Origin of the sequence: Enterococcus sp. AZ062 (assembly GCF_051715065.1) — a bacterium.
GTDB lineage: Bacteria > Bacillota > Bacilli > Lactobacillales > Enterococcaceae > Enterococcus_B > Enterococcus_B mundtii.
The window spans coordinates 386,156-406,163 of record NZ_JBIOTB010000001.1; the positions used below are offsets into that span (position 1 = coordinate 386,156).

Below are 20,008 nucleotides of genomic sequence, written 5' to 3' on the forward strand. Positions count from 1 at the left end.
GGAAAAAAGTTGCGTGAGTTTCAGATGGCTTTTATTACCAGCGCAGAGGTCAAGCGATGGATGCAGGTGTTAAGTGTGATGGAACAAGAACGGCGTTTTACGATTGGAGAGCTGAGTGAACAACTAGCTATTTCACAACGTACCTTAATAAAAGATATTCAAACATTCAAAAAATATTTTGGTACAAGCATCGAATTACGTTCGAATTACAGTGGGTATCATTTTGAAGAACGAAATCGTAGTGACTACCAAGAGAAAAAAGAACAACTGTTGGAAAACGAAGTGCTATTTGAAATCGTGGGAAATGTTTTTTGTGGAAAAGATTTTACAATAGCTGACTTAGCTCACCAATACAGTTACGCAGAGAGTACTTTACGAAGGTTTTTTTTAAGAATCCGACCGGTATTAGCTGAGTATGAGTTAACATTGGCTTTTAATCCAGTCAATTTTTTAGGGGAAGAAGTCAATATCCGAAAGTTCTTTTTTGATTTTTATTATAGCAGTGAACAAACTCCGTATACAATCCGTCCGCCAGAAAGCTTACATACGTTGGTCTTGAACGAACTGTCTGGCAAATTGGGGAAGTATGAATTGGGCACAGGAATCACGATTTCAGCCTTTTATTACCAGCTTTATATCGCAATGGTCCGAGTCCATCAGAACCATTTTGTATCCTTACCTGAATGGCTAAAGGTAAACATTTATCAAGAAAAAGATTTTCAGTTGCTTTATTCTTTACAAGAAAGGATCAAACAGGAATACGAGATCTATCTACCAAAAGAAGAATTCGCTTGGATCCATTTATCGATTATTTCCAAACGGACGATCCATCGTGTGGACCAAGAACAAACTTTTAACCAACGATTCAGCCATTGGAAGGACCTTCAGTTTATTGTGTCAGATTACCTTTCTGACCCTTTTTTTGAACAGTGGGATACGGATACTTTAGGACAGTTTCTGACCTCTTTTTTCATTTCGCACTTGATGAATGAAGCAGTGAGTCCGGTGTTGAACAAAGAGCTAGAAGAAATCCATTGGATGGTGAAGAAAAGCGACAAACAGATTTATGAGGCCAATAAACAGTTTCTCTTAAAACACGCCCCAGTACTCAGTTTTTCTGCCCAATATTTTGAAGATATCGTGGTGAGTTTTACGGCATATATGAACTTATTGTTCCACTATTACCAACCGGTCAAAAAAGTTTTATTTTTATTAGAAGGCGACTACTTAGTGGTTCAATCAATCCGAATGCAGGCACGTGTACTATTAGGGGAATATCATAAGCTGTTGTTTATGCCAATTCAGGAATTGACGCCGGAACGTTTAAATGATGCACACGTTGATTTGATTGTAACGAACTATCGACCGTACCTTTTGGATTTCGCTCTTGACACAGATTATGTTCTTATGGGAAGTATTCCTACGGCGCAAGATTGGGCAAGAGTCAAGCATCAGTTGAATCCACTGATCGATCAGGAAACATTTTAAAAGAAGGAATGAAAAAAATGACGACATTTTTTACAAAAAAAGCGTATCTGGAGGGCTTTAAAAGTATCTTTGAAGAGGCTGAAAAGCGAGCAAGTGAAGACCTAAAGGTCTATTTAAACACCCAGATCCAACAATTGGAGACCTTAGTGAGTCAGATCTGTCAGGAAAATTTTTGGGAAATATTTCCGGAGATCTTAGGAATCGATGCCAAGATGAGGCTATTAGCAGATTTGCTCAACTTTGATAATTTTCTAGATGTGAAAGAAATACTTAGAATCGTTGAAAGTGACTATCTCACCTACTTCAAAGAATTATGTGGGTACGATCGCAGTAAGGAACCGAATCACTCCATGATTTTCAATGTAGTATAATAGATCGATGGCCTGATTGGAGTAACTTAAATGCGTAGACTCTTATTTTGGTAAGAATTTTTTCATTGGTTAATGATTATTTGTTTTTATATAGTCATTCTTATTGTTGATTTCATGTTTAATTCTATAAACTGTTTGTCTAGTAATATTGTAGTTTTTTGAAATTGTTGAAATAGCAACACCCTTATTCAGATCCTCAACGATGCTTTTATAAACAAGGCGACGTTGAGGATCTTTTGTGTCTGCGCTGTATAGCTTAGGGCGTCCTTTATAAACACCATTCGCTTTAGCAATCTTAATTCCTTGTGCCTGACGTCATTTAGATTCTGTACGTTCCTGCTCGGCAATCATGGCAAGAATCTGAATGATTAAATCCTTAATGAACTTATCTAGGAGAGGATTACCAATTGATTCAGCCATGATAGGTAGACTAGTAATGATCAGTCGGATGTTATTATTTTTTAGGTAATTAACTGAAGCAATAATTTCATTATAATCTCTTCCTAATCGATCAATAGCCTCTCAATAAAAGTATCTTGTTCACGTACAAAATCTAAAGCTTTTTGAAAAGCTGGTCTTTCTGAAATTGTGGCTCCTGATTGTTTCTCAATAAAAATTTTTTCTGCTCCAAATTGTTTTATTTCTTCAATTTGGCGTTGTTCATTTTGATCAAGGGAAGAGACACGAATGTATGCAACTTTCAATTTTTCACCTACTTTCTCGAACTATTTAAAATACACCCTAATAATTCATCATCTACATCAATGAAAGTTTTTTCATGTGTCTATGAAAAAGAAGGATTACATTTTTCTGTGTTAGATATACTATACTTTATTGAAAGAACGAGAATATAGTAATTGGCACCCAAGGTATTAAACAAAAAAATCACAGATTAGCTGATTATTATATTAAAGGACTAAGTTAACTACCAAATAATTTAGTTGAATGAAAACAGAGAGAAAGTTTAAACATATTGATAATGAAACTTAAGTAGAAGATATGGTCAATTTAGAAACAAAATCAATAATGTATTATCTCATTTTATAAATTAAATAATTTGCTGTGTATCTATGGTTAAAATCGTTGTATTAATTTTAGATAAGTTAGTGAAGTGTTAGTATAAAATCTTCCATGCTTAAGAAGATTCGCCAGGGGGAAACATAATGATTAGTAAGAAAGAAGAAAAAAAATTAATCGCAGAAATCGATAAAAAAAGAACTGAGTACATGAAGAGTAAAAGGTATGGTAAAGATATATGTGAATTATTCCTTCAAAATTTTAATTTTAAAGGAAATACGTTAGATAAATTAGATGTTCAAAAAGAAATATTTCCACTCGTAAAACAGGTTATTGAATCTTACCCAGAAGAACTTCAACATCGTAATATTGATTTAATAAAGTCTTCTTTAGATCGAAGCTATTATGCTTCCCAAAATGCTACTCTTTTATCTCATTATACTGAACAACTTATCAATCATAATGATGATAGTTTCTTAGTAGTGCCAACTGGTTTTAGAACTGGAACTGGAGCGCATGAAGTGTCATGCATCATAAAAAAAAACGATGAAAAAATTCAAGTGGAAATATTTGACAAAGCGGGTGTTTCTCCTCCTGAACGTCTTGAAAAAGCAAATGAAATTCTCGATAATTATGGAAGAAATTATATTGTAAGCAATTATTTCTATAAAATAGATAATACTCCTGATGGAATTAATTCAATGGCTAAAGCTATTGCAAGTGGGTTTACAGATAGAGGATTTAAACCTTCTGATATAAAATATCAACCGTTACACTTTCTTAGTAAAATAGCAAAGAGCGAGCATTATGGACGCAATGTTACATCAAGCCAATATATACAAGGGAACTGTTTAATGAAAGAGGTAGTAGCTTCACTAAAAAGAGTACTCTCAGAAAAAAGTTCTCCAGGGCAGCTGATCTTTGCGACTGATAAACAAGGTAGAACGGATTCTTTAAACGGTATTCTTACAGAAGTTGCTTGTTTCCGGTTAGAAAAAATGGGGTATGGAACTGATATCAGCAACTATTTAAGAGATCAATATAAAATGTATTGTTATTTAAAAGATGATAGGAAAAACTATCCAGAAGACATTAAAGTTATGAGGAAGATAGAAAATGGTAAAATATTAAATAAACATTTCACTAATAGCATTCCAGAATTTAAAAGAGTAGCTTCTTATAAGATTGAAGTATCACTCAATGATAACAATAAAAAAAAGAGTCTTTTTAGTAGATTTAAAAAGTTTATAAAATTAGAAGGAAAGAAAGTTCGAGTCAATCATTTGACTAAGGAAGAAATATCGGTGATACGATTAAACGTTAACGATATTAGAAAAAATGTAGAAAAAGATAAAGAAAAAATAAGTAGGAATTTTAATAACATTAAAGAGAAAGCTTTAACTATGTCAATGTTTATAGAGCCAAACGTCTCCAGAGGATCAGTTAGAAATTCTTCGGTAAAAAATCATAATGTACGAGAATAATATATCAAGAGGTTGAAATAAGTCACCTTTAAATTTGTTGTACTCTATTGAGAGATCAAAAATATACCAAAATTTTTTTATGTCTCTACAAGTCCATTAAAGAATTCTCATATATTTTTTTGCCCGTTGCTTTGTATCCTCCACTTAAAAGAGAAGTAATATCTGGATCAAGAAAACATTCCAGATAATCAATTCGATCGATATTTTCAGCAATAAGAATGCCTTTTTCTATTTGGAAAAGAGTTTAGATGGTCTGAAATCTAGTTATTCAATCAAGAATTAGTGAATGAATAAGGTGTAAATTTGTGTAAATCGCAGGAAGATATTGTGTGAGTATAATTGAGTTTACTCAAAACTGAAAGTTAAAAAGTTTATAATGTTTATTGTTTACCCTTACCGTTTATTTTTGTTTCTATATTCTAGATCCTCCAAGTATTGATCCTAAAAAGCAACAGCAACAGCTTTAATATCTTTCCTATAGTGTTAAATCCTTATGATATAATTATAGTAAAATCTCATAAAATAAGTAATATTTTCAAATATTGTTATTTTTACGAAAATTGTGAGGAGTTAGTGATGAAAAAATTTTTTGTTTTTAGGTAGTGTTATTAGTGTGGTTCTATTGTCGGGTTGTGGGCAAGGGAATATCGAGATGATAGACTTTGTTGATGTCAATTTTAAGGGGTTAGATACTAGAGGAACTGCTAGTTATTTTGTTGATCATGAACGTCTTCGTAATTATTTGGTTGAGAATGATAAGGAGTTAACCTTTGAAAGTAACAACGCCTATTATGATGATAAACAACTTGAAGAAATGTTAGGTATAAATTTAGATAAAAATTCAGAGTTATCCAATGGAGATAGTGCTAAATTAACACTTGAAGTTGATTCTTCAAAAGTTAAAAATTTAGTCGGTGGGGATAAAGAAATAGTTATTAAAGGTCTTGATGAACCAAAGAAGTTAATAACAGGAGAGGTTGAAAAATATTTAGTTGTTAACTTTAACGGTGTTAGTGGACTTGGCACTGCAACAATTGATAATACTCTTCCGGACGATTTACGTTATATTCAATTTACTTTAGTTGATGATGGGAAATTTAAGAATGGGATCTAGCAAAAATTGATATATCAGAAGATTTAGAGAATCGTTTGGCAGATAGAAGTTATCTTTTAGATGATACTTTTGATCCTAGTTTTGAAGTTAAAGGATTAGATGAAGTTGCCGAAAAAGCTACTGATAATGTTAATTTAGACGATATTAACGTATGATCGATGAAGAAGTGAATAGATCATATAAAGATTGGAGCCCGGAAAAATCTTACGGATCTCGATTTGAGATAAAAGAGGAGGGCCTATCTTATCGACAATTTGCTAGAAATAGCACTGACTCACAGTTTAGTTTTCATTCTGCAACAAACAATGGAAATCTGATAAAGATTGTCAGCGTAAAGAGGTATTACGGTGGAACTGAGAACAAGTTGAATTCTGAATTTACTGCTATAATTGGCTACTCAGACTTATTTCTTGATGAAGAAAATAAAGTTAACGTTGCTGACCTAGTATCTATCACAGATACTAAGGATTCGACTTATTCCGTGGAATCTGTTATCCAACTGTATGAGGGATACGGATATAAGCGAGTTGAAGAATAATTTACTGATTTTGTCTACCGTAAGAGTTTCGGTAGACAATTTTTATTTTGAAAGAAGGCTTCTTTAAACTCGTGAGAAAATATAGAGGGATTTTAGTTATGTACGTCTCTTGTACACTACTTCAGTATTTTGTTTTATGTTATAAAATTGATAGTGATGTTTATTTAGCAAAAGAGAGAACTATTATATAAAAAACGTGTTCATACGAGCATTCTAAGGTCAGATTCACACGTTAAGAGGTATCATTGGCTAAATGAGTCATCATACCAGCTACGAATAAATATATTTTTAGGGAGGAACGAAGTAAATGAAAGAACAACAATTAGGCTATACTTTTTGGGGACGTCCATTATAAGTATTAGAACGAAGAGCGGCTGTATCGTTCGATTATGCTTGTGGTGAACTGATTCAGTTCAATATTCAAACGAAAAAATATCATTGTGAAAATTGTTACCAATTCATTGATCAAGACTTCCAATTGCTAAACAAAAAAATAAGTAGGTTTGTTATAGTCAGACAATTGTCTGGCTTTTTTCGGCTCTATAATTTATGAATCAGAATTGATTATTCTGTTCCATAAATTATAGAGCCGAAAAACTGGAAAAATCAGTTGTACTTATCCAGGGCTTTTTTTATTTGTATCAAAGAATTTTTTGAACAGTCAAGGGAACAGAGAATATGTAGCGATTTATTCTTTGATCTTGAAAAGGTGGATCTTTTTGCTGAATTCAGCGACTTGCGCGACATCGATCGTACCGTTTGTTTTCGAGAGCGCATTAGACATGCCGCAAGCCATCGAATAGGACAATGCTTGTTCAATTGGATACTGTTTATTCAATGCTACGGCCATTCCACCAACTGTTGAATCGCCACAACCTGTTGTATTTACAATAGCAATTTTAGGAATCTCAATCTTAAAAAAAGTGGATTGGTACTTAACGATTGCCCCATCGCCACCTTGGGAAACCATAACGGTGTCGATCCCCTCGAAAAGAGTGCTCTCTAGCACAGTAAAAATTTCTTGAGATGAACATAATTTTCGTCCAATCAGCTCTTCTAATTCATGCTGATTTGGTTTAACAAAATTCGGACGAGCATTCGTTTGGGCTAAACAATTTTTTAGTTGTTCGCCAGATATATCCATTAGAATCGGTATCTGTTCACCTAATGCTTTACGGATAAATTGAAGCAATTGAGCGTGAAAGTGACCATTCGCAGAGTTTACTGAGCCAGAAATACAGACGACGGTAATCGGATGTTGCTCAATTAACATGGAGAGATGATGATAAAAAAGTTTCTCATCTTCATCAGATAAGTAAAGTCCTTTTTCTACCAGCTCTGTATGGGTGTTTCCGTCGTGCATGATCGTAATCGCATTGCGAGAATTTCCATTGATAGTGAGAAAATCTAATAAATAATGTTCTTCAGCTAGTAAAGAATCAAGAATCGATTTGCCAACATTTCCTCCCAAAATACCGGTTAATAAAACTTCTTCTCCTAACTGTGCGATGACTCTGCCAGCGTTGATGCCTTTTCCCCCAATTGATATATGCGGGTTATCCACCCGATTCACTTGATCCAATTGTAGTGAGGGCACAAGATAGGTGTAGTCCATCGAAGGGTTCATTGTAATCGTTAAAATCATTATTTTTCCTCCTTAAGGATTTCCGTAAAGGAACGATAATGCTCATAAGTAGTCTCAGAAAGTTTATTATCAGTAATTAAATAGTCGACATCAGATAGGGAGTAAAAGGTGTAAACGTCGGAACGATTAAATTTAGAGCTATCTGCAACGATGCATTTTTTGCGGGAATGTTCGAAAGCAACTTGTTGGATCGAACCTTCAACAAGATTCGCAGTGGTGATATTGTTTTCGAAGATCCCATTTGTAGCAGCAAAAGCGAAATCGATATTTAAATTTTCAAAACTTTTTTCTGCGGTTTCTCCATAAAATTCTTCCGTTGTGCGGGAAAATTCCCCACCTGTCAACAGTACACGATAATTTGTATTGTAAATTAAGTAATTAAAGGCGAGCAAACTATTTGTGATCACGAATAAGTTTGCTTTTTTTAGTTCAGGTAAAGCATGGAGCGTCGTTGTTCCGGCACCAATATAAATAGTGTCGTTATCTGAAATGATACTGTTCATGACTTTTCCGATGAATTTTTTTTGAAGAACATTTGTATCGATTTTTTCTTGGGTAGAAAGCTCATGCTCGATTTTTTCTAGTTTTTGCGCGCCACCATAAATTTTTACCAATAAAGATTGATCCGCTAACTCTGTAATATCTCTACGAATAGTCATACCGGAAACGTCTAATGTTTTAGCTATTTCTGCAATGGATAAGTAGTCATGCTGATTCACTAACGCTAAAATTTTTTCTTGCCGTTCTTTCTTTAACATAGTTTCACCTCGGGTTGGATTAACGATCTTTCAAGTTAATTTTTTCAACTTTCTTTATACATTAATTAATAGCATTTACACTCAGAAAAAGCAAGGATAAATGTTTGGATGTGTTAAAGTTTGTTAATTTTATTTGCAGAAAAGAGCCGACATTTAGAAAAAATGACAAAAAAGAAAGCGTTGACAACGAATAAATACTATTGTATATTTACATTGTGAAACACATCTTAACAAACATTAACATTTTTTATCATGTAAGTTGAACGAGGAGGAAGAATAGGTGGACTACACGAGTATGTTTGATGAAAGGCTGATTTTTCTCGATTTGGAAGGAGACAATTTGGAAGATCTATTTGGAGAAGTAGCGAAACGACTACAGAAAGAAGCTTTTGTTAATGAGAATTATTTAAAGGGATTAATAGCAAGAGAACAAGTTTTTCCAACTGGGCTGATTACGCAGTATTTAAACATTGGCTTACCTCATTCAGAACCAGCGTATGTCGAAAAGCCTTTTATTGCTATTGTACGTCTAAGTACTGAGGTGAAGATAAAGCAAATGGGAGATAGTCAAGAAATGCTGGTAAGGAATCTCTTTTTTTTAGGAATCAAAGAACCAAAAGAACAAGTCGGCTTATTACAATCATTAATGGCATTGTTTATGGATGGAAAATTTGTAAAGGCATTCATTGAAGCGCGAGAGGCACAAGTAATTTATCAATTGGTAACGCAGAATATAAAATGAATTTTGGGGAGGATTTTAAGATGAAAAAAAGATTAATCGTAGCATGTGGGAGTGGTGTTGCAACAAGTCAAACGATCGCAAGTAAAATCGCTGGGATGCTTGAAGACGATGGGATCGATTTCCCCGTTGAAGCAGTGGATTATAAGTCTATCCAAAATGAATTGCCATTGACAGGGATTTATGTTTACGTTGCACAGCCAGATGATGAAGTATTGGAAAAAGCAGAAGAGTTAGGAGTACATGTTTTTGCCGGAATTCCGTTTCTGACGGGCATGGGTATGGATGCTATTTATGATGAGATCAAGGAATTGATTGCCTAGCACAAAAAAATCTTATCAAAAGAAAGAAGTGAAAAAAATGCAACTATTTCAAGATGTTATCAATTATATTCTAGATTTGGGTTCCGCCATTTTTGTACCACTAATCATTTTGCTCCTAGGTTTGATTGCGGGTATGAAATTCAAAAAAGCATTTATGTCCGCGATTACGTTAGGCATTGCTTTTACAGGGATGTCGATGGTCATTGGTTTTATGTCAAACGCAGTTAGTCCAGCATCTGAAGCATTGGCAAAAAATACGGGATTGAATTTGCCGGCGCTAGATCTAGGATGGACTGGAGCTGCGAGTATCACCTGGTCATGGTCCTATGCATTTATTTTCTTCGCAGTTGTTCTCGGTGTGAATTTTATTATGTTGATTTTTAACTGGACAAAGACGCTCAATGTCGATATGTGGAATGTGTGGGGCAAAGCACTAACGGCCTATCTTGTCTACTTTGTCAGTGGTAGTTTACTGGCTGGGTTTGTTACTGCCATCATCCAGGTCATATTGGAACTTAAGATGGGGGATATGTTCCAACGCCATATTGAGGATTTGACAGGTATCCCTTTAGTAACCGTAACACACTTAATGAATATTTCAGCAGTACTCTTATTACCAATCAATGTGATCATGGATAAAATTTCTTTCTTTAACCGGCGCGCCGATACAAAAGCATTAAAAAAGAAAATCGGTATCTTCTCTGAAAACTCGGTGATGGGATTTCTCATCGGCTTGGGTTTAGGGTTGGCCGCAGCTTATGGGGTTTCGGGTTCATTAAATTTAGCTATTCAAATCGCTACAGCAATGGCTTTATTCCCAATGATCTCAAAAATGTTTATGCAGTCTCTTTCACCACTTGCCGATGCAATGTCGGAAATGATGAAAAAACGGTTTAAAGACCGGGAAATTTATATTGGGTTAGATTGGCCTATCTTAGCTGGTCGCACTGAGATTTGGGTCGCCGCGATCTTATTAGTACCAGTCTTTATTGGTTATGCAATCGTTCTACCGGGAAATGCTGTTTTACCTTTAGCGGGAATTATCAACTATTCGATCGCAGTAGGTGGTTTATTACTCACAGGCGGAAATTTGGTTCGTATGCTGATCATGGGGGTCATTTCGATGCCAATTTATCTGTATGCAGCCACTTATTTAACTCCAATCTTAACGGGCTTAGCAGATCGAACCGGTGCAGTTGAAGGAATACAAAAAGGCCAACAAATTACCTGGTCTTCGATCGAAGGACCGGAATTTCGAATCTTGTTTGCAGAAGCGTTTAAAGGAAATATCTTGGGTATCATCGGGTCAGTTCTGTTTATCGCAATGTTTGTTTGGTTGTATAAATATATGAGCAAGGTAAAGGTGCCAAGTCAAAGATACGAAGAACAAGGTACACAATCTACGCAAGTACGTGCTACGAATGGCTAAAATTTTCAAAAAGTAAAGGGGCGGCAAAAATGGGAAAGAGCGAAAAAATAAAATGGCAACTGCTTCTTTTACTAGCAATTGGCTGCTATCTCTTAGCTTTGGTGACACAACAGTACCTATTTAATGTCGTAGCTATTGGTCTAGCAGTCTGTGTATATAAATATGGCAATCCAGTACTTTTCAAAGAATACGATGAACGGAAAAAGAAACAGGATGAAGAAGCATCTAAAATAAGAGCAGCTGTACAAACAATCATACGTAACAAAACGCTTTAAAAATAAAAAAGGTGGTCTTGAATATGTCAGATGGACGGATGATTTTTGAAAGAGAGCGGGAAGATTTAGCACGAATCGTAAAATTGATCTTTACAAGGAAGAATACGAATGTGGCAGGCGGTAATTTCTCTTTTAAAACAACTGATGAAGTAGGGAAAGAATACATTATTATGACACCGACTATGATGTCAGAAGCTTATTTAGGGGAAGTCTCACCAGCACAAATCTTAGTCGTTGAGCCTCATACAAGAAAAGTGATTGATGGGGTAGGTCAACTTACACGAGAAATCAACTTACACGAAGCGGTTTATGATACGAATCCAGCGATAAAAGCGGTTTTACATGCCCATTCGCCACACTCGATGTTTTGGGCAACCGCCGGCTTGGATATGCCTAATTTAACGGAAGCGACCCAAAAAATCGGCTATATTCCTGTGTTAGACTTTGAACCTAATTGCTCGCCAGAATTAGCAGAATTAGTTTCTGATTACATGAAAAAAGAACAAGTAGCCTTACCAAATATGTTGCTACTCAACAGTCATGGAGTGTTGATCAGTGCGCCAGGAGCATCGGGCATTGAAGCGATCCATAAAGCTTTACAGATTCTAGATACTACGGAATGGAATGCCGAAATTGCATATAAGCAGACGATATTCCAATCCTTAGGTTTATTAGATGGTTTTTATTCTAAAGGTAGACAGGTAGGAACCCTTGAAGATTTGAAAAATCATACGCCGATTTATAATAAAGAAGAAATTTTTGCTGGTGGTGATTAACTATCAGTTAATCATCTGTTACGATTGAAAAAAATCCAAGAACCTTCGTTTACGAGTTCTTGGATTTTTTTCTTATGATGGGGATTTTGTTACTGAACTTCAAATAAAAATTTAAGTACGCTTAATGTAAATATTATTAAAAATTACTTATTCTTGAGAACATTCCACAAATCGAACCGCTGAAAAATAAGGACTAGAATATGACGACATGAAATTAATCGATCTTTACGATAATAATCGTTTAAAATATATGTGGTCTTTTGAATACACGGATAAAAACTTTGTTAATTACGTAGCAGCAATCCCACAGTTCAAGTTTATACGATTAGTGGAATTATCTAGCGATGAGGTAGTTCTAACGACGATTGGAAATTTTCTTGACTATATACCTGACCAAAATTAGTTAGAAAAAATTTGTCCTAGCTTGGTTGCTAAATAAATGCAAGAAGAGGTAGTAAATAAAGTGACGATATTTAATAGATACAAAGATGCGAGATTTATCTAGTTCGTCAGATATATGAAGAGACAAGATCGTTAAATTTAGAAAGTACATAATGAAAAGGACTCAATGCCTAAAAACGTGTTGAGAATTTTTTATGGTTTTGATAATTTTTGCATAATGTTATAACCAACGATCAAAGGTTATTGAACAGTTATGATGTTAAAACAATAATTTATGAAAAATTGGCAACATTTAAAAATAGCATGATATATTGAAGTAGGGAGTATGATGTTCAATTAATTTAAGGAGATGAAATAATGAAAAAAAGTGATACTAAAAGGCTTAATTTTAACTACGTTTATGTTAATGGCGTGTTCAATGATTATCCCAGATGAAGTTGCTTTTGCCAGTGAAGAAACTATTTCTGGCAGTGAAGAAGTTATAGATGAATCTAGCAATAATATGCAGGTGGATATGTCAGGATTAGTGATACATAGGAGCGTTGGTACCCTCAATTTTTCTGAGTATGTTTATATGCAAAATAAACCACATGGATCAAGTCGTTGGCTTCCAACCTTGACAAAAATTTGGCAGGTTAAATATAAAGACGGAAAAAATACCAAGGTTATGTGAATTGGACAGGTAAGTATAAAAATGGTACGCAAATTGGTGCATATTATCAATACACTGGCGTGTTAACTAGAGCATAATTTTTATAGGAAAGATAAAGTTATGATCCTTGGATAAACGAAAGGTGACAGTATATTGAAATTAAAAACGATTCGTTCTATTAGAGTAGTAAAAATAATACAGTCCTTACTTAGTTTCTCGTCTGTCTACTTACTAATAAAAGGACCTAAGTATGTATTTTTAATACCACTATTATTTGGTTTTCTCTTGGAACTAATCCTTCCAAAAGAGTATGGTGGGGGAATATTCAAAAATAAAAAGAATGTATTTATACATTCAGATAAAATTTGGATTGAACCACTTATTGGAATTATACTTTTGATTATATTTATTATTTTTTCAACTATTTAATTATGGCGAATTTTATAATGAACTTAGCCACCTAAGGCATAAAAAACGCCATCGTTTAATTTTAAAATCAGAAGGAGGATATTTATGAAATAATAGTTGTTTGTACATTATCTTTAATTGTCTTGGCTACTGGTGGTATCGCTGCCTCAGCAGCAACGGAATACCCTGATGGTGGTACATGGAATTATGGTGTCGGTATCACAGGTTCATATTCTGATTATTTCCATGGTACTAAACGCCACAGCGCTACTGTAAAAAAAGGTTCAGACGAATCTTATCAAGCTCAAGGGGCTGGAGTGTGGGCTAAGGCTCGTCTTGGCGCATATTCAGGATGTAATTTCTATTATAATTATTGGTAGAATGGCTTTGAGAGAGTACACATATTCTCTCAACTATAATAGGAACGGAGCGTATGTATTTTACGTTCCGTTTTTCTTTAAAATTTGGGGGAACTACTTTGAAAAAAACAATGATCTTATTCCTATCTATAATAACCATTCTAATAAGTGTTGCATTTGCACTAAATAAAAAATCAGAAGAAGATAAATATTATGATAATATTGAGTTAACTAGTAATTCCACTCATTTTTTCATAAAAGATTCGGATATATCAATTGATGATCAGTTATCAGAGTTTGCTTCTTTATCAAAAAAATACAACGCTACATTTATTCGTTCTGATATTTTAACAGAAAATGGAAAAACATATATTTATAAGTCAGGTATATATTCTACTAATTATTTTGATCAATTGGGTATCAAGCTAGCAAGTGGAAAAATTCCTGCTTCTAATAATGAGTTTCTTGCAAATTATAATACTGAAGATAACAATCAAAGTGGCCGTATTTCGAATATGTTTTCTGATAAGAAGTTGATTTTTGGAACATTGCAGGATTTTTATACTAAAAATAAAATGAGTGTAAATGGCAGCTATACACTTATATCAGAATCAAAAGATTCAGCTGATATTTTAAATCAGATTTCTACAGTTTTTAAAATACCTAAAGATGAACTGTTAAAAGCTACTTATGAGCAAGCATATGGCCAAGGAACGATATACTTGTTAGTGTTAGTGTTATCAATCATTATCATGGCAATATTCTGTCTGATGAGTGCATTTTATCCAATTGCTAAGTTAAAAGAAATCGGTGTGATGAAATTGCTTGGCTTTAAAGATATAGATATTTGGATAAAGCTTAATAAAATTATATTATTAATCCCTGCGCTTTTCTATATATGTACACTGCCTATTCAATTCTTTATTATTCCAGATAGCAATCTATCTTATTTCTTGGAATTAACGTTAGTTGAATTAGTTGTTTTTGTATTAGCTTGGGTATTTTCTTTAGTAATGTTAATCATTATTAGACGCTATAATCTCTCGGATATTTTAAAAAATTTCTTTAATTTAAAATTTTCACTTTATTTCAGTTATCTATTGAAGTTTTTCGTTTTCGTTGCCGTTGTTGCCGTTATTCCTTTGTTAGTAACAGAATTAAATACTCTACATAAGGACTTAAAAGCAAAAGATTTGTATGAACAGCAGAAACATTATCTTACACTATCAAAGTTTAACTACGTTGATGATGAATTCCAAGAGTCTCTCCAAGGGAAAGGAAAATTAGATTCTAAATTAATTAATCTGTATAAAGAGTTAGATACTTCAGCTGATATTCAATATGTTTCAGTAAGTAATATAAATGCTACCGTATTTAACGGAGCTAAAATAAATACAAGCAAATTTAAAAATATAGAATTTGATGATTCGGACGATTACCTAATTATGAGTGCTAATGAGAACTATCTGAAAAGAATTCAATTCAAGTTACCAACACCTTCATCAAAAATATTTTCTGAAACAGAAATGACTTACCTAGTTCCTGAATATTTGAAAAAAGATTTTGAAAAAACAGAATTTTTTATAAGAATTCAACTCGCATCTCTTCTATCGGATAACTCGTTTGAAAATATTGAAGATATCCCAATTAGGTTTATCTTTTATCCAAACAATGAAAACGAAATATTCTCTGAAAATATAGAAATGATAGGGAATAATAAGACGTTTATAAAAAATCCGATTATTTTTTGCATAAATAACAATACAATAAACACAAGTAGTATGTTCTTGAAAAATAGTCCTTTAAGTAATCCACTTAGAATTGAGAATACTAAAGAAAATAAACTTGCAATAAGTGAGGCGATAATAAATAACAGCCTTGAGAATAATTCTATACAATTTGAAAATATTCTTTCCACAGGCTTTGCACAAGAATTGCTTATTTCACAATCTAGTGTAGGGATTTGGATTACTATCCTATGTCTAACGATTTCAGTTAGTGTATTAGCTTCTTATTACATTATATTGATTATTTTGGCTTCCAAGAGAAAAGAAATGATTGTATCAAGACTTTTAGGCTATACTTTCTATGATAGGTATCGCAATGAAATTTTCTATTTCTTTTCCATCTATATTTTTGGACTGATAGAAATAGTCATTTTGAATAGGCAACTACTGTCAATTCTTGCTTACTTGTTACTAGTATCAATAGATATTTTTATTATTTTCTTAATGGTTACTCGATATGAAAAAGGAACACTTAGTGCAGGTTTGAAGGGGGACGTATGATGAGTATTATTAATATCAAAAACTTCAATAAAAGTTTCGGTGATAAAGTCGTTTTTAAAGATTTTAATTTAGAAATCAATGATGGCGATATGGTTGCAATAACCGGTCCTAGTGGGTGTGGAAAAACAACTTTGCTTAATACTATTGGCTTGATTGAGCCAGTGGAACAAGGTGAATACCATATTTTTCAGAAAGCAGCACCAAAAATAAATTCGAAGCAAGCCAATAAAATGATTAGAGAAAACATTTCATATTTGTTCCAAAATTTCGCATTAGTCGACAATTTTACTATAAAAGAAAATTTAATGATGGCGTTAAGGTATGTGAAACAAACAAAAAAAGAAAAAGAAGAGTCAATAGATAATGCACTAAGAATGGTTGGATTAGAAAATTATCAAAAATTAAAAGTATTTGAAATTTCAGGTGGAGAACAACAGCGAGTTGCTATTGCTCGTTGCCTCTTAAAACCAAGTAAAGTTATTCTCGCAGATGAACCAACTGGATCACTGGATACAAAAAATAGAGATGAAATTTTAGCAATCTTGAACCAGTTAAATGCAAGTGGGAAAACTATTATCATAGTAACACATGATAACAAAGTAGCAGAGAGTTGTCATCATACTATTGGACTCGGTGTATAAAAAAGAAGGAGCTATAAATGAAATTACAAAATAGAACACTTAAGAAACTATCGATTTTGATTCTTTTGGTAGTTGGTGTTATTTCTTCCTTTTTATATGTAACATCACGATTTGATTCGCTAAATAAATTTAATCCTCTAGTAAAAATGCAAGTTGGATACGCAATTGTACCTGAAAAAGTGACATACAATGGTGGAAAAGAATATGCGGATGATGGAAAGCGTCAAATACCAGATGATTATGAGAATATTGAAGTAATAAATTCAACTACTATGAAAATTGAAAAATTAACATTTAAAGGTGGGCAAGCTCCAGAAAATCATAATTATGTTAAAGTTCGTTATAAAGGAAGCTATGTATACAAAATAACGTTTATAACAGATGATTCAGTCCCTAGCGATGTGATGAAAGTAATAAGAAAAAATAAAACCGCTGAATAACAAAAATTGGTAAAAAACTAAATTCAGAAATTAAACTAAGACATACAAAAAGGAATCCGTTTCGGTGGCGAAGCCAAACAGAAACGAATTCCTTTTTTTGATGACATATAGCCCCATATTCTAACAGGGGGCTAACAAGTAACAGGGAACTGTCTCAACTACCCTATTGAGGCTGATATATCAACGTTCTTGTTGTCACATTCCATTAGGAATGGTCACACGATTCTTCCCTATTTTTCTGGGTATTCTTTATTGAGTAAATGATTCTTTTCAACCTCTTCGACGAATGGCCGATATAACTGTCCATTAAAAATTTCAAAGTTCCTTTCTTTGAACGCCTATGTTCTCATCTATTTACTATAAGATATAAATATCCTTTTTATCTATATCAGAAAAATATTCACTCTGTAAACCTGAATTTGATCTACAATGCTCTAAATAAAATTCCATATTTCCCTAATTGACTTTGCTTTTCTTTGGATTGTTCCTGGGCTAATTGTTTATTAGTTTCATGGAGTTGCTTCTAAATGATAAGCGGCATACGATCATGGACAGGTGAAGCCGATTCGTTGGGTTTTGTGGTTATAATAATTGATTCCATTTCAAATCCTGCACCGGTCTTATGTGTCATTTTTCTAGATAAATAGAATAAATTTTCAGCGATAAGAGACAAAACTAACTAATTTTTCCATGATAGATATTTTAAATATCTCAATCTATCTCCAAAATTCGTGGCTTTTATGGCTATTATTGACTATGAATATGACAAATAATTAGAAAAAACTGTGCCAATTAAACATAAAAATTACAAATGATATACTAGTGTCTATCTAGGGTACACCCTAAACAGACATGGTGATAGCAATCTGTACTTATTCCAATCAATAGTTTCTGTTTTAAGGCGCTAATCCATTGATTGAAACTTTCTCCACGCTCTTTTTTATTTCTAAACCCCAGATTTTAATGTTATCGGTAACATTCTTCTGCCTGTTTACTCTTGTTTTTGTAAGCGTTACAATTCTTTAAGAATAGGACAAAACAAATGGAGGATCATATGGAGAAAAAATGGTGGCATCAATCAGTTGTATATCAAGTGTATCCACGTAGTTTTCAAGATACCAATGGGGATGGAATCGGTGATTTAAGAGGGATTATTTCAAGATTAGATTATTTAACCTATCTAGGGATCGATACGATTTGGCTTTCTCCTGTCTATGAATCCCCAAATGATGATAATGGCTATGACATCAGCGATTATGAAGCAATCATGGCTGAGTTTGGGACGATGGCTGAAATGGACGAACTGATTGAGGAAGCGAAGAAATCAGGCATCAAAATCATTTTGGATTTAGTCGTCAATCACACTTCTGATGAACATCCATGGTTTATCGAATCACGAAAAAGCAAAGACAATCCATATCGAGATTATTATATTTGGCGTGATCCAGTAAATGGTGACGTGACTAATTCACTACGTTCGATCTTTAGTGGACCGGCTTGGGAATTTGATGAAACGACAGGTCAATATTATTTGCATCTATACAGCAAGAAACAACCTGATTTGAATTGGGAGAACGAGCTGGTCAGACAAGAAGTTTATGACATGATGAATTTTTGGATCGACAAAGGAATTGGTGGGTTTCGTATGGATGTCATCGATACGATCGGCAAATTACCGGATCAAGAAATTACCAATAATGGTCCCCGACTCCATGAATATTTACAAGAAATGAATCAAGCAACTTTCGGTGATAAAGATTTGATGACGGTAGGAGAAACTTGGGGGGCAACGACAGAAATCGCGAAGCTTTACTCAGACCCCAAACGAAATGAGCTATCCATGATCTTCCAATTTGAACATATGACTTTGGATCAGCAAGCAGGCAAGGATAAATGGGATCTAAAAGCTTTAGATGTCTCTGAACTGAAACAAGTCTTGTCCAAATGGCAGACAGCATTAGGTGATGAAGGTTGGAATAGCTTATTTTGGAATAACCACGATTTACCGAGAATCGTTTCACGTTGGGGAAATGATCAAGAATACCGCGTGGAAAGTGCAAAGATGTTTGCTATTTTACTACACATGATGAAAGGTACTCCTTACATTTATCAAGGAGAAGAGCTAGGCATGACGAATGCTCCAATCCAGGACATTTCAGAAGCCCAAGACATCGAAACAATCAATATGTATCATGAGCGTTTCGCATCTGGCTATCGTAAAGAAGAGATCTTGCAGTCTATCAATGCCAAAGGGCGTGACAATGCGCGTACCCCAATGCAGTGGGATGAAACAGCACATGGTGGATTTACGACAGGAACGCCTTGGCTATCCGTCAATCCAAACTACAAAACCATCAATGCGAAACAAGCAGTCGCAGATCCCTCTTCGATTTTCCATACGTACAAACGCTTGATCGAGTTACGCAAACACAATGAGATCATCGTTTGGGGAGATTATGAATTGTTGATAGAAACGCCAGCTGAGGTCTTTGCTTATTATCGTACACTAAATGAAGAACGCTGGTTGATTGTCTGTAACTTATCCGAGCAAACGCATGAATTGATTATTCCGCAAGAAGCGACGGAACTGATCATTGCCAACTATGATCGAGAAGTACCTATGGGAGAAGTTGAATTACGTCCTTATGAAGCGTTTGTGGTGAAAATTAGATAATGAGTGATAGAAGTGCTTAGCTCCGAGAAATAAGCGTGAAATACCAGAAATTGTTCTTGGAATTTTTGAGATGTACGCTTATTTCACTAGTAGTTATTTCTGGAACATCGTTCATTCGGTTTAAGTGTGCAAGATTCCTAATATCTTCCAGCCTATTGTTGCATTCTTTAAGATAGGCTGGAAAATA

Annotated in this window: 18 protein-coding genes and 2 pseudogenes; 16 read left to right on the top strand and 4 right to left on the bottom strand. The window is 34.0% G+C overall.

All coding sequences use genetic code 11. The features are described from left to right. Nucleotides 1-9: 9 nt before the first annotated feature. Nucleotides 10-1,488, top strand: coding sequence for a helix-turn-helix domain-containing protein (locus IGJ00_RS01855; protein ID WP_438844042.1), 1,479 nt, complete (start codon nt 10-12; stop codon nt 1,486-1,488). A 17-nt stretch (nt 1,489-1,505) separates the two neighbouring features. Beyond that, the gene (locus tag IGJ00_RS01860; protein ID WP_071866604.1) at nt 1,506-1,859 is read left to right on the top strand and encodes a DUF7006 family protein; all 354 of its coding nucleotides are present in this window, start codon (nt 1,506-1,508) and stop codon (nt 1,857-1,859) included. Between the two features lie 69 nt (nt 1,860-1,928). Here the strand turns inward: IGJ00_RS01860 and IGJ00_RS01865 are convergent. Further along, nucleotides 1,929-2,563: pseudogene (locus tag IGJ00_RS01865) on the bottom strand (recombinase family protein). A gap of 459 nt (nt 2,564-3,022) precedes the next feature. Between IGJ00_RS01865 and IGJ00_RS01870 the strand changes: the two are divergent. The 3 genes from IGJ00_RS01870 (at nt 3,023) to IGJ00_RS01880 (ending at nt 6,012) form a co-directional block, all read left to right on the top strand. Continuing rightward, complete coding sequence (locus IGJ00_RS01870) at nt 3,023-4,360, top strand: hypothetical protein (protein ID WP_071866562.1); 1,338 nt, start codon at nt 3,023-3,025, stop codon at nt 4,358-4,360. A gap of 652 nt (nt 4,361-5,012) precedes the next feature. Next, the gene (locus IGJ00_RS01875) at nt 5,013-5,474 is read left to right on the top strand and encodes a hypothetical protein (protein WP_229078030.1); all 462 of its coding nucleotides are present in this window, start codon (nt 5,013-5,015) and stop codon (nt 5,472-5,474) included. 151 nt (nt 5,475-5,625) lie between these two features. Then, nucleotides 5,626-6,012, top strand: coding sequence for a hypothetical protein (locus IGJ00_RS01880; RefSeq protein ID WP_071866564.1), 387 nt, complete (start codon nt 5,626-5,628; stop codon nt 6,010-6,012). 688 nt (nt 6,013-6,700) lie between these two features. On the opposite strand, the gene IGJ00_RS01885 is transcribed toward IGJ00_RS01880, so the two are convergent. Together IGJ00_RS01885 and IGJ00_RS01890 are read right to left on the bottom strand one after the other, a co-directional pair. Next, nucleotides 6,701-7,657 carry a 1-phosphofructokinase family hexose kinase gene (locus IGJ00_RS01885; RefSeq protein ID WP_074800533.1) on the bottom strand — a complete coding sequence of 319 codons (957 nt, stop codon included), beginning with the start codon at nt 7,655-7,657 and terminating at the stop codon, nt 6,701-6,703. After that, nucleotides 7,657-8,415, bottom strand: a complete 759-nt coding sequence (locus IGJ00_RS01890) for a DeoR/GlpR family DNA-binding transcription regulator (protein ID WP_071866566.1) — start codon at nt 8,413-8,415, stop codon at nt 7,657-7,659. Before IGJ00_RS01890 ends, IGJ00_RS01885 begins: the two co-directional genes overlap by 1 nt. A gap of 280 nt (nt 8,416-8,695) precedes the next feature. Here IGJ00_RS01890 and IGJ00_RS01895 point away from each other — a divergent pair, with 280 nt between their 5' ends. The 10 genes from IGJ00_RS01895 to IGJ00_RS01940 all read left to right on the top strand — a co-directional run bounded on the left by IGJ00_RS01895 (nt 8,696) and on the right by IGJ00_RS01940 (nt 17,147). Then, a complete protein-coding gene (locus IGJ00_RS01895; RefSeq protein WP_071866567.1) occupies nt 8,696-9,157 on the top strand; it encodes a PTS sugar transporter subunit IIA in 462 nt (153 codons plus the stop codon). A 20-nt stretch (nt 9,158-9,177) separates the two neighbouring features. Further along, nucleotides 9,178-9,477 carry a PTS sugar transporter subunit IIB gene (locus IGJ00_RS01900; protein WP_071866568.1) on the top strand — a complete coding sequence of 100 codons (300 nt, stop codon included), beginning with the start codon at nt 9,178-9,180 and terminating at the stop codon, nt 9,475-9,477. Between the two features lie 37 nt (nt 9,478-9,514). Next, a complete protein-coding gene (locus IGJ00_RS01905) occupies nt 9,515-10,906 on the top strand; it encodes a PTS galactitol transporter subunit IIC (protein WP_071866605.1) in 1,392 nt (463 codons plus the stop codon). A gap of 29 nt (nt 10,907-10,935) precedes the next feature. After that, complete coding sequence (locus IGJ00_RS01910; RefSeq protein WP_074800527.1) at nt 10,936-11,181, top strand: hypothetical protein; 246 nt, start codon at nt 10,936-10,938, stop codon at nt 11,179-11,181. A 23-nt stretch (nt 11,182-11,204) separates the two neighbouring features. After that, a complete protein-coding gene (locus IGJ00_RS01915; protein WP_074800524.1) occupies nt 11,205-11,957 on the top strand; it encodes a class II aldolase/adducin family protein in 753 nt (250 codons plus the stop codon). Between the two features lie 820 nt (nt 11,958-12,777). Next, complete coding sequence (locus IGJ00_RS01920; RefSeq protein WP_130029228.1) at nt 12,778-13,032, top strand: hypothetical protein; 255 nt, start codon at nt 12,778-12,780, stop codon at nt 13,030-13,032. A gap of 500 nt (nt 13,033-13,532) precedes the next feature. Continuing rightward, nucleotides 13,533-13,799 (top strand): lactococcin 972 family bacteriocin, encoded by a 267-nt coding sequence (locus IGJ00_RS01925; RefSeq protein WP_086335383.1) that lies wholly within the window; start codon nt 13,533-13,535, stop codon nt 13,797-13,799. A 98-nt stretch (nt 13,800-13,897) separates the two neighbouring features. Continuing rightward, nucleotides 13,898-16,066 (top strand): hypothetical protein, encoded by a 2,169-nt coding sequence (locus IGJ00_RS01930; RefSeq protein WP_130029226.1) that lies wholly within the window; start codon nt 13,898-13,900, stop codon nt 16,064-16,066. Between the two features lie 5 nt (nt 16,067-16,071). Next, a complete protein-coding gene (locus tag IGJ00_RS01935; protein ID WP_202976743.1) occupies nt 16,072-16,707 on the top strand; it encodes an ABC transporter ATP-binding protein in 636 nt (211 codons plus the stop codon). A gap of 17 nt (nt 16,708-16,724) precedes the next feature. Next, entirely contained in the window at nt 16,725-17,147 is a 423-nt protein-coding gene (locus tag IGJ00_RS01940; protein ID WP_065096980.1) for a hypothetical protein, read from the top strand. Between the two features lie 526 nt (nt 17,148-17,673). Here the strand turns inward: IGJ00_RS01940 and IGJ00_RS01945 are convergent. Continuing rightward, nucleotides 17,674-17,775, bottom strand: a pseudogene (locus IGJ00_RS01945) (SOS response-associated peptidase); the annotation flags it as partial. Between the two features lie 426 nt (nt 17,776-18,201). On the opposite strand from IGJ00_RS01945, the gene IGJ00_RS01950 reads away from it, so the two are divergent. Continuing rightward, on the top strand, nt 18,202-19,821 hold the full coding sequence (locus tag IGJ00_RS01950) for a glycoside hydrolase family 13 protein (protein ID WP_071866574.1): 1,620 nt from the start codon (nt 18,202-18,204) through the stop codon (nt 19,819-19,821). Nucleotides 19,822-20,008 lie beyond the last annotated feature (187 nt).

Coding starts and splice junctions, on each gene's coding strand:
- IGJ00_RS01860 (WP_071866604.1), top strand. CDS start 1,506: ATGACGACATTTTTTACAAAAAAAGCGTATCTGGAGGGCTTTAAAAGT.
- IGJ00_RS01915 (WP_074800524.1), top strand. CDS start 11,205: ATGTCAGATGGACGGATGATTTTTGAAAGAGAGCGGGAAGATTTAGCA.
- IGJ00_RS01905 (WP_071866605.1), top strand. CDS start 9,515: ATGCAACTATTTCAAGATGTTATCAATTATATTCTAGATTTGGGTTCC.
- IGJ00_RS01950 (WP_071866574.1), top strand. CDS start 18,202: ATGGAGAAAAAATGGTGGCATCAATCAGTTGTATATCAAGTGTATCCA.
- IGJ00_RS01900 (WP_071866568.1), top strand. CDS start 9,178: ATGAAAAAAAGATTAATCGTAGCATGTGGGAGTGGTGTTGCAACAAGT.
- IGJ00_RS01880 (WP_071866564.1), top strand. CDS start 5,626: ATGATCGATGAAGAAGTGAATAGATCATATAAAGATTGGAGCCCGGAA.
- IGJ00_RS01875 (WP_229078030.1), top strand. CDS start 5,013: ATGATAGACTTTGTTGATGTCAATTTTAAGGGGTTAGATACTAGAGGA.
- IGJ00_RS01890 (WP_071866566.1), bottom strand. CDS start 8,415: ATGTTAAAGAAAGAACGGCAAGAAAAAATTTTAGCGTTAGTGAATCAG.
- IGJ00_RS01910 (WP_074800527.1), top strand. CDS start 10,936: ATGGGAAAGAGCGAAAAAATAAAATGGCAACTGCTTCTTTTACTAGCA.
- IGJ00_RS01940 (WP_065096980.1), top strand. CDS start 16,725: ATGAAATTACAAAATAGAACACTTAAGAAACTATCGATTTTGATTCTT.
- IGJ00_RS01885 (WP_074800533.1), bottom strand. CDS start 7,657: ATGATTTTAACGATTACAATGAACCCTTCGATGGACTACACCTATCTT.
- IGJ00_RS01920 (WP_130029228.1), top strand. CDS start 12,778: ATGATTATCCCAGATGAAGTTGCTTTTGCCAGTGAAGAAACTATTTCT.
- IGJ00_RS01870 (WP_071866562.1), top strand. CDS start 3,023: ATGATTAGTAAGAAAGAAGAAAAAAAATTAATCGCAGAAATCGATAAA.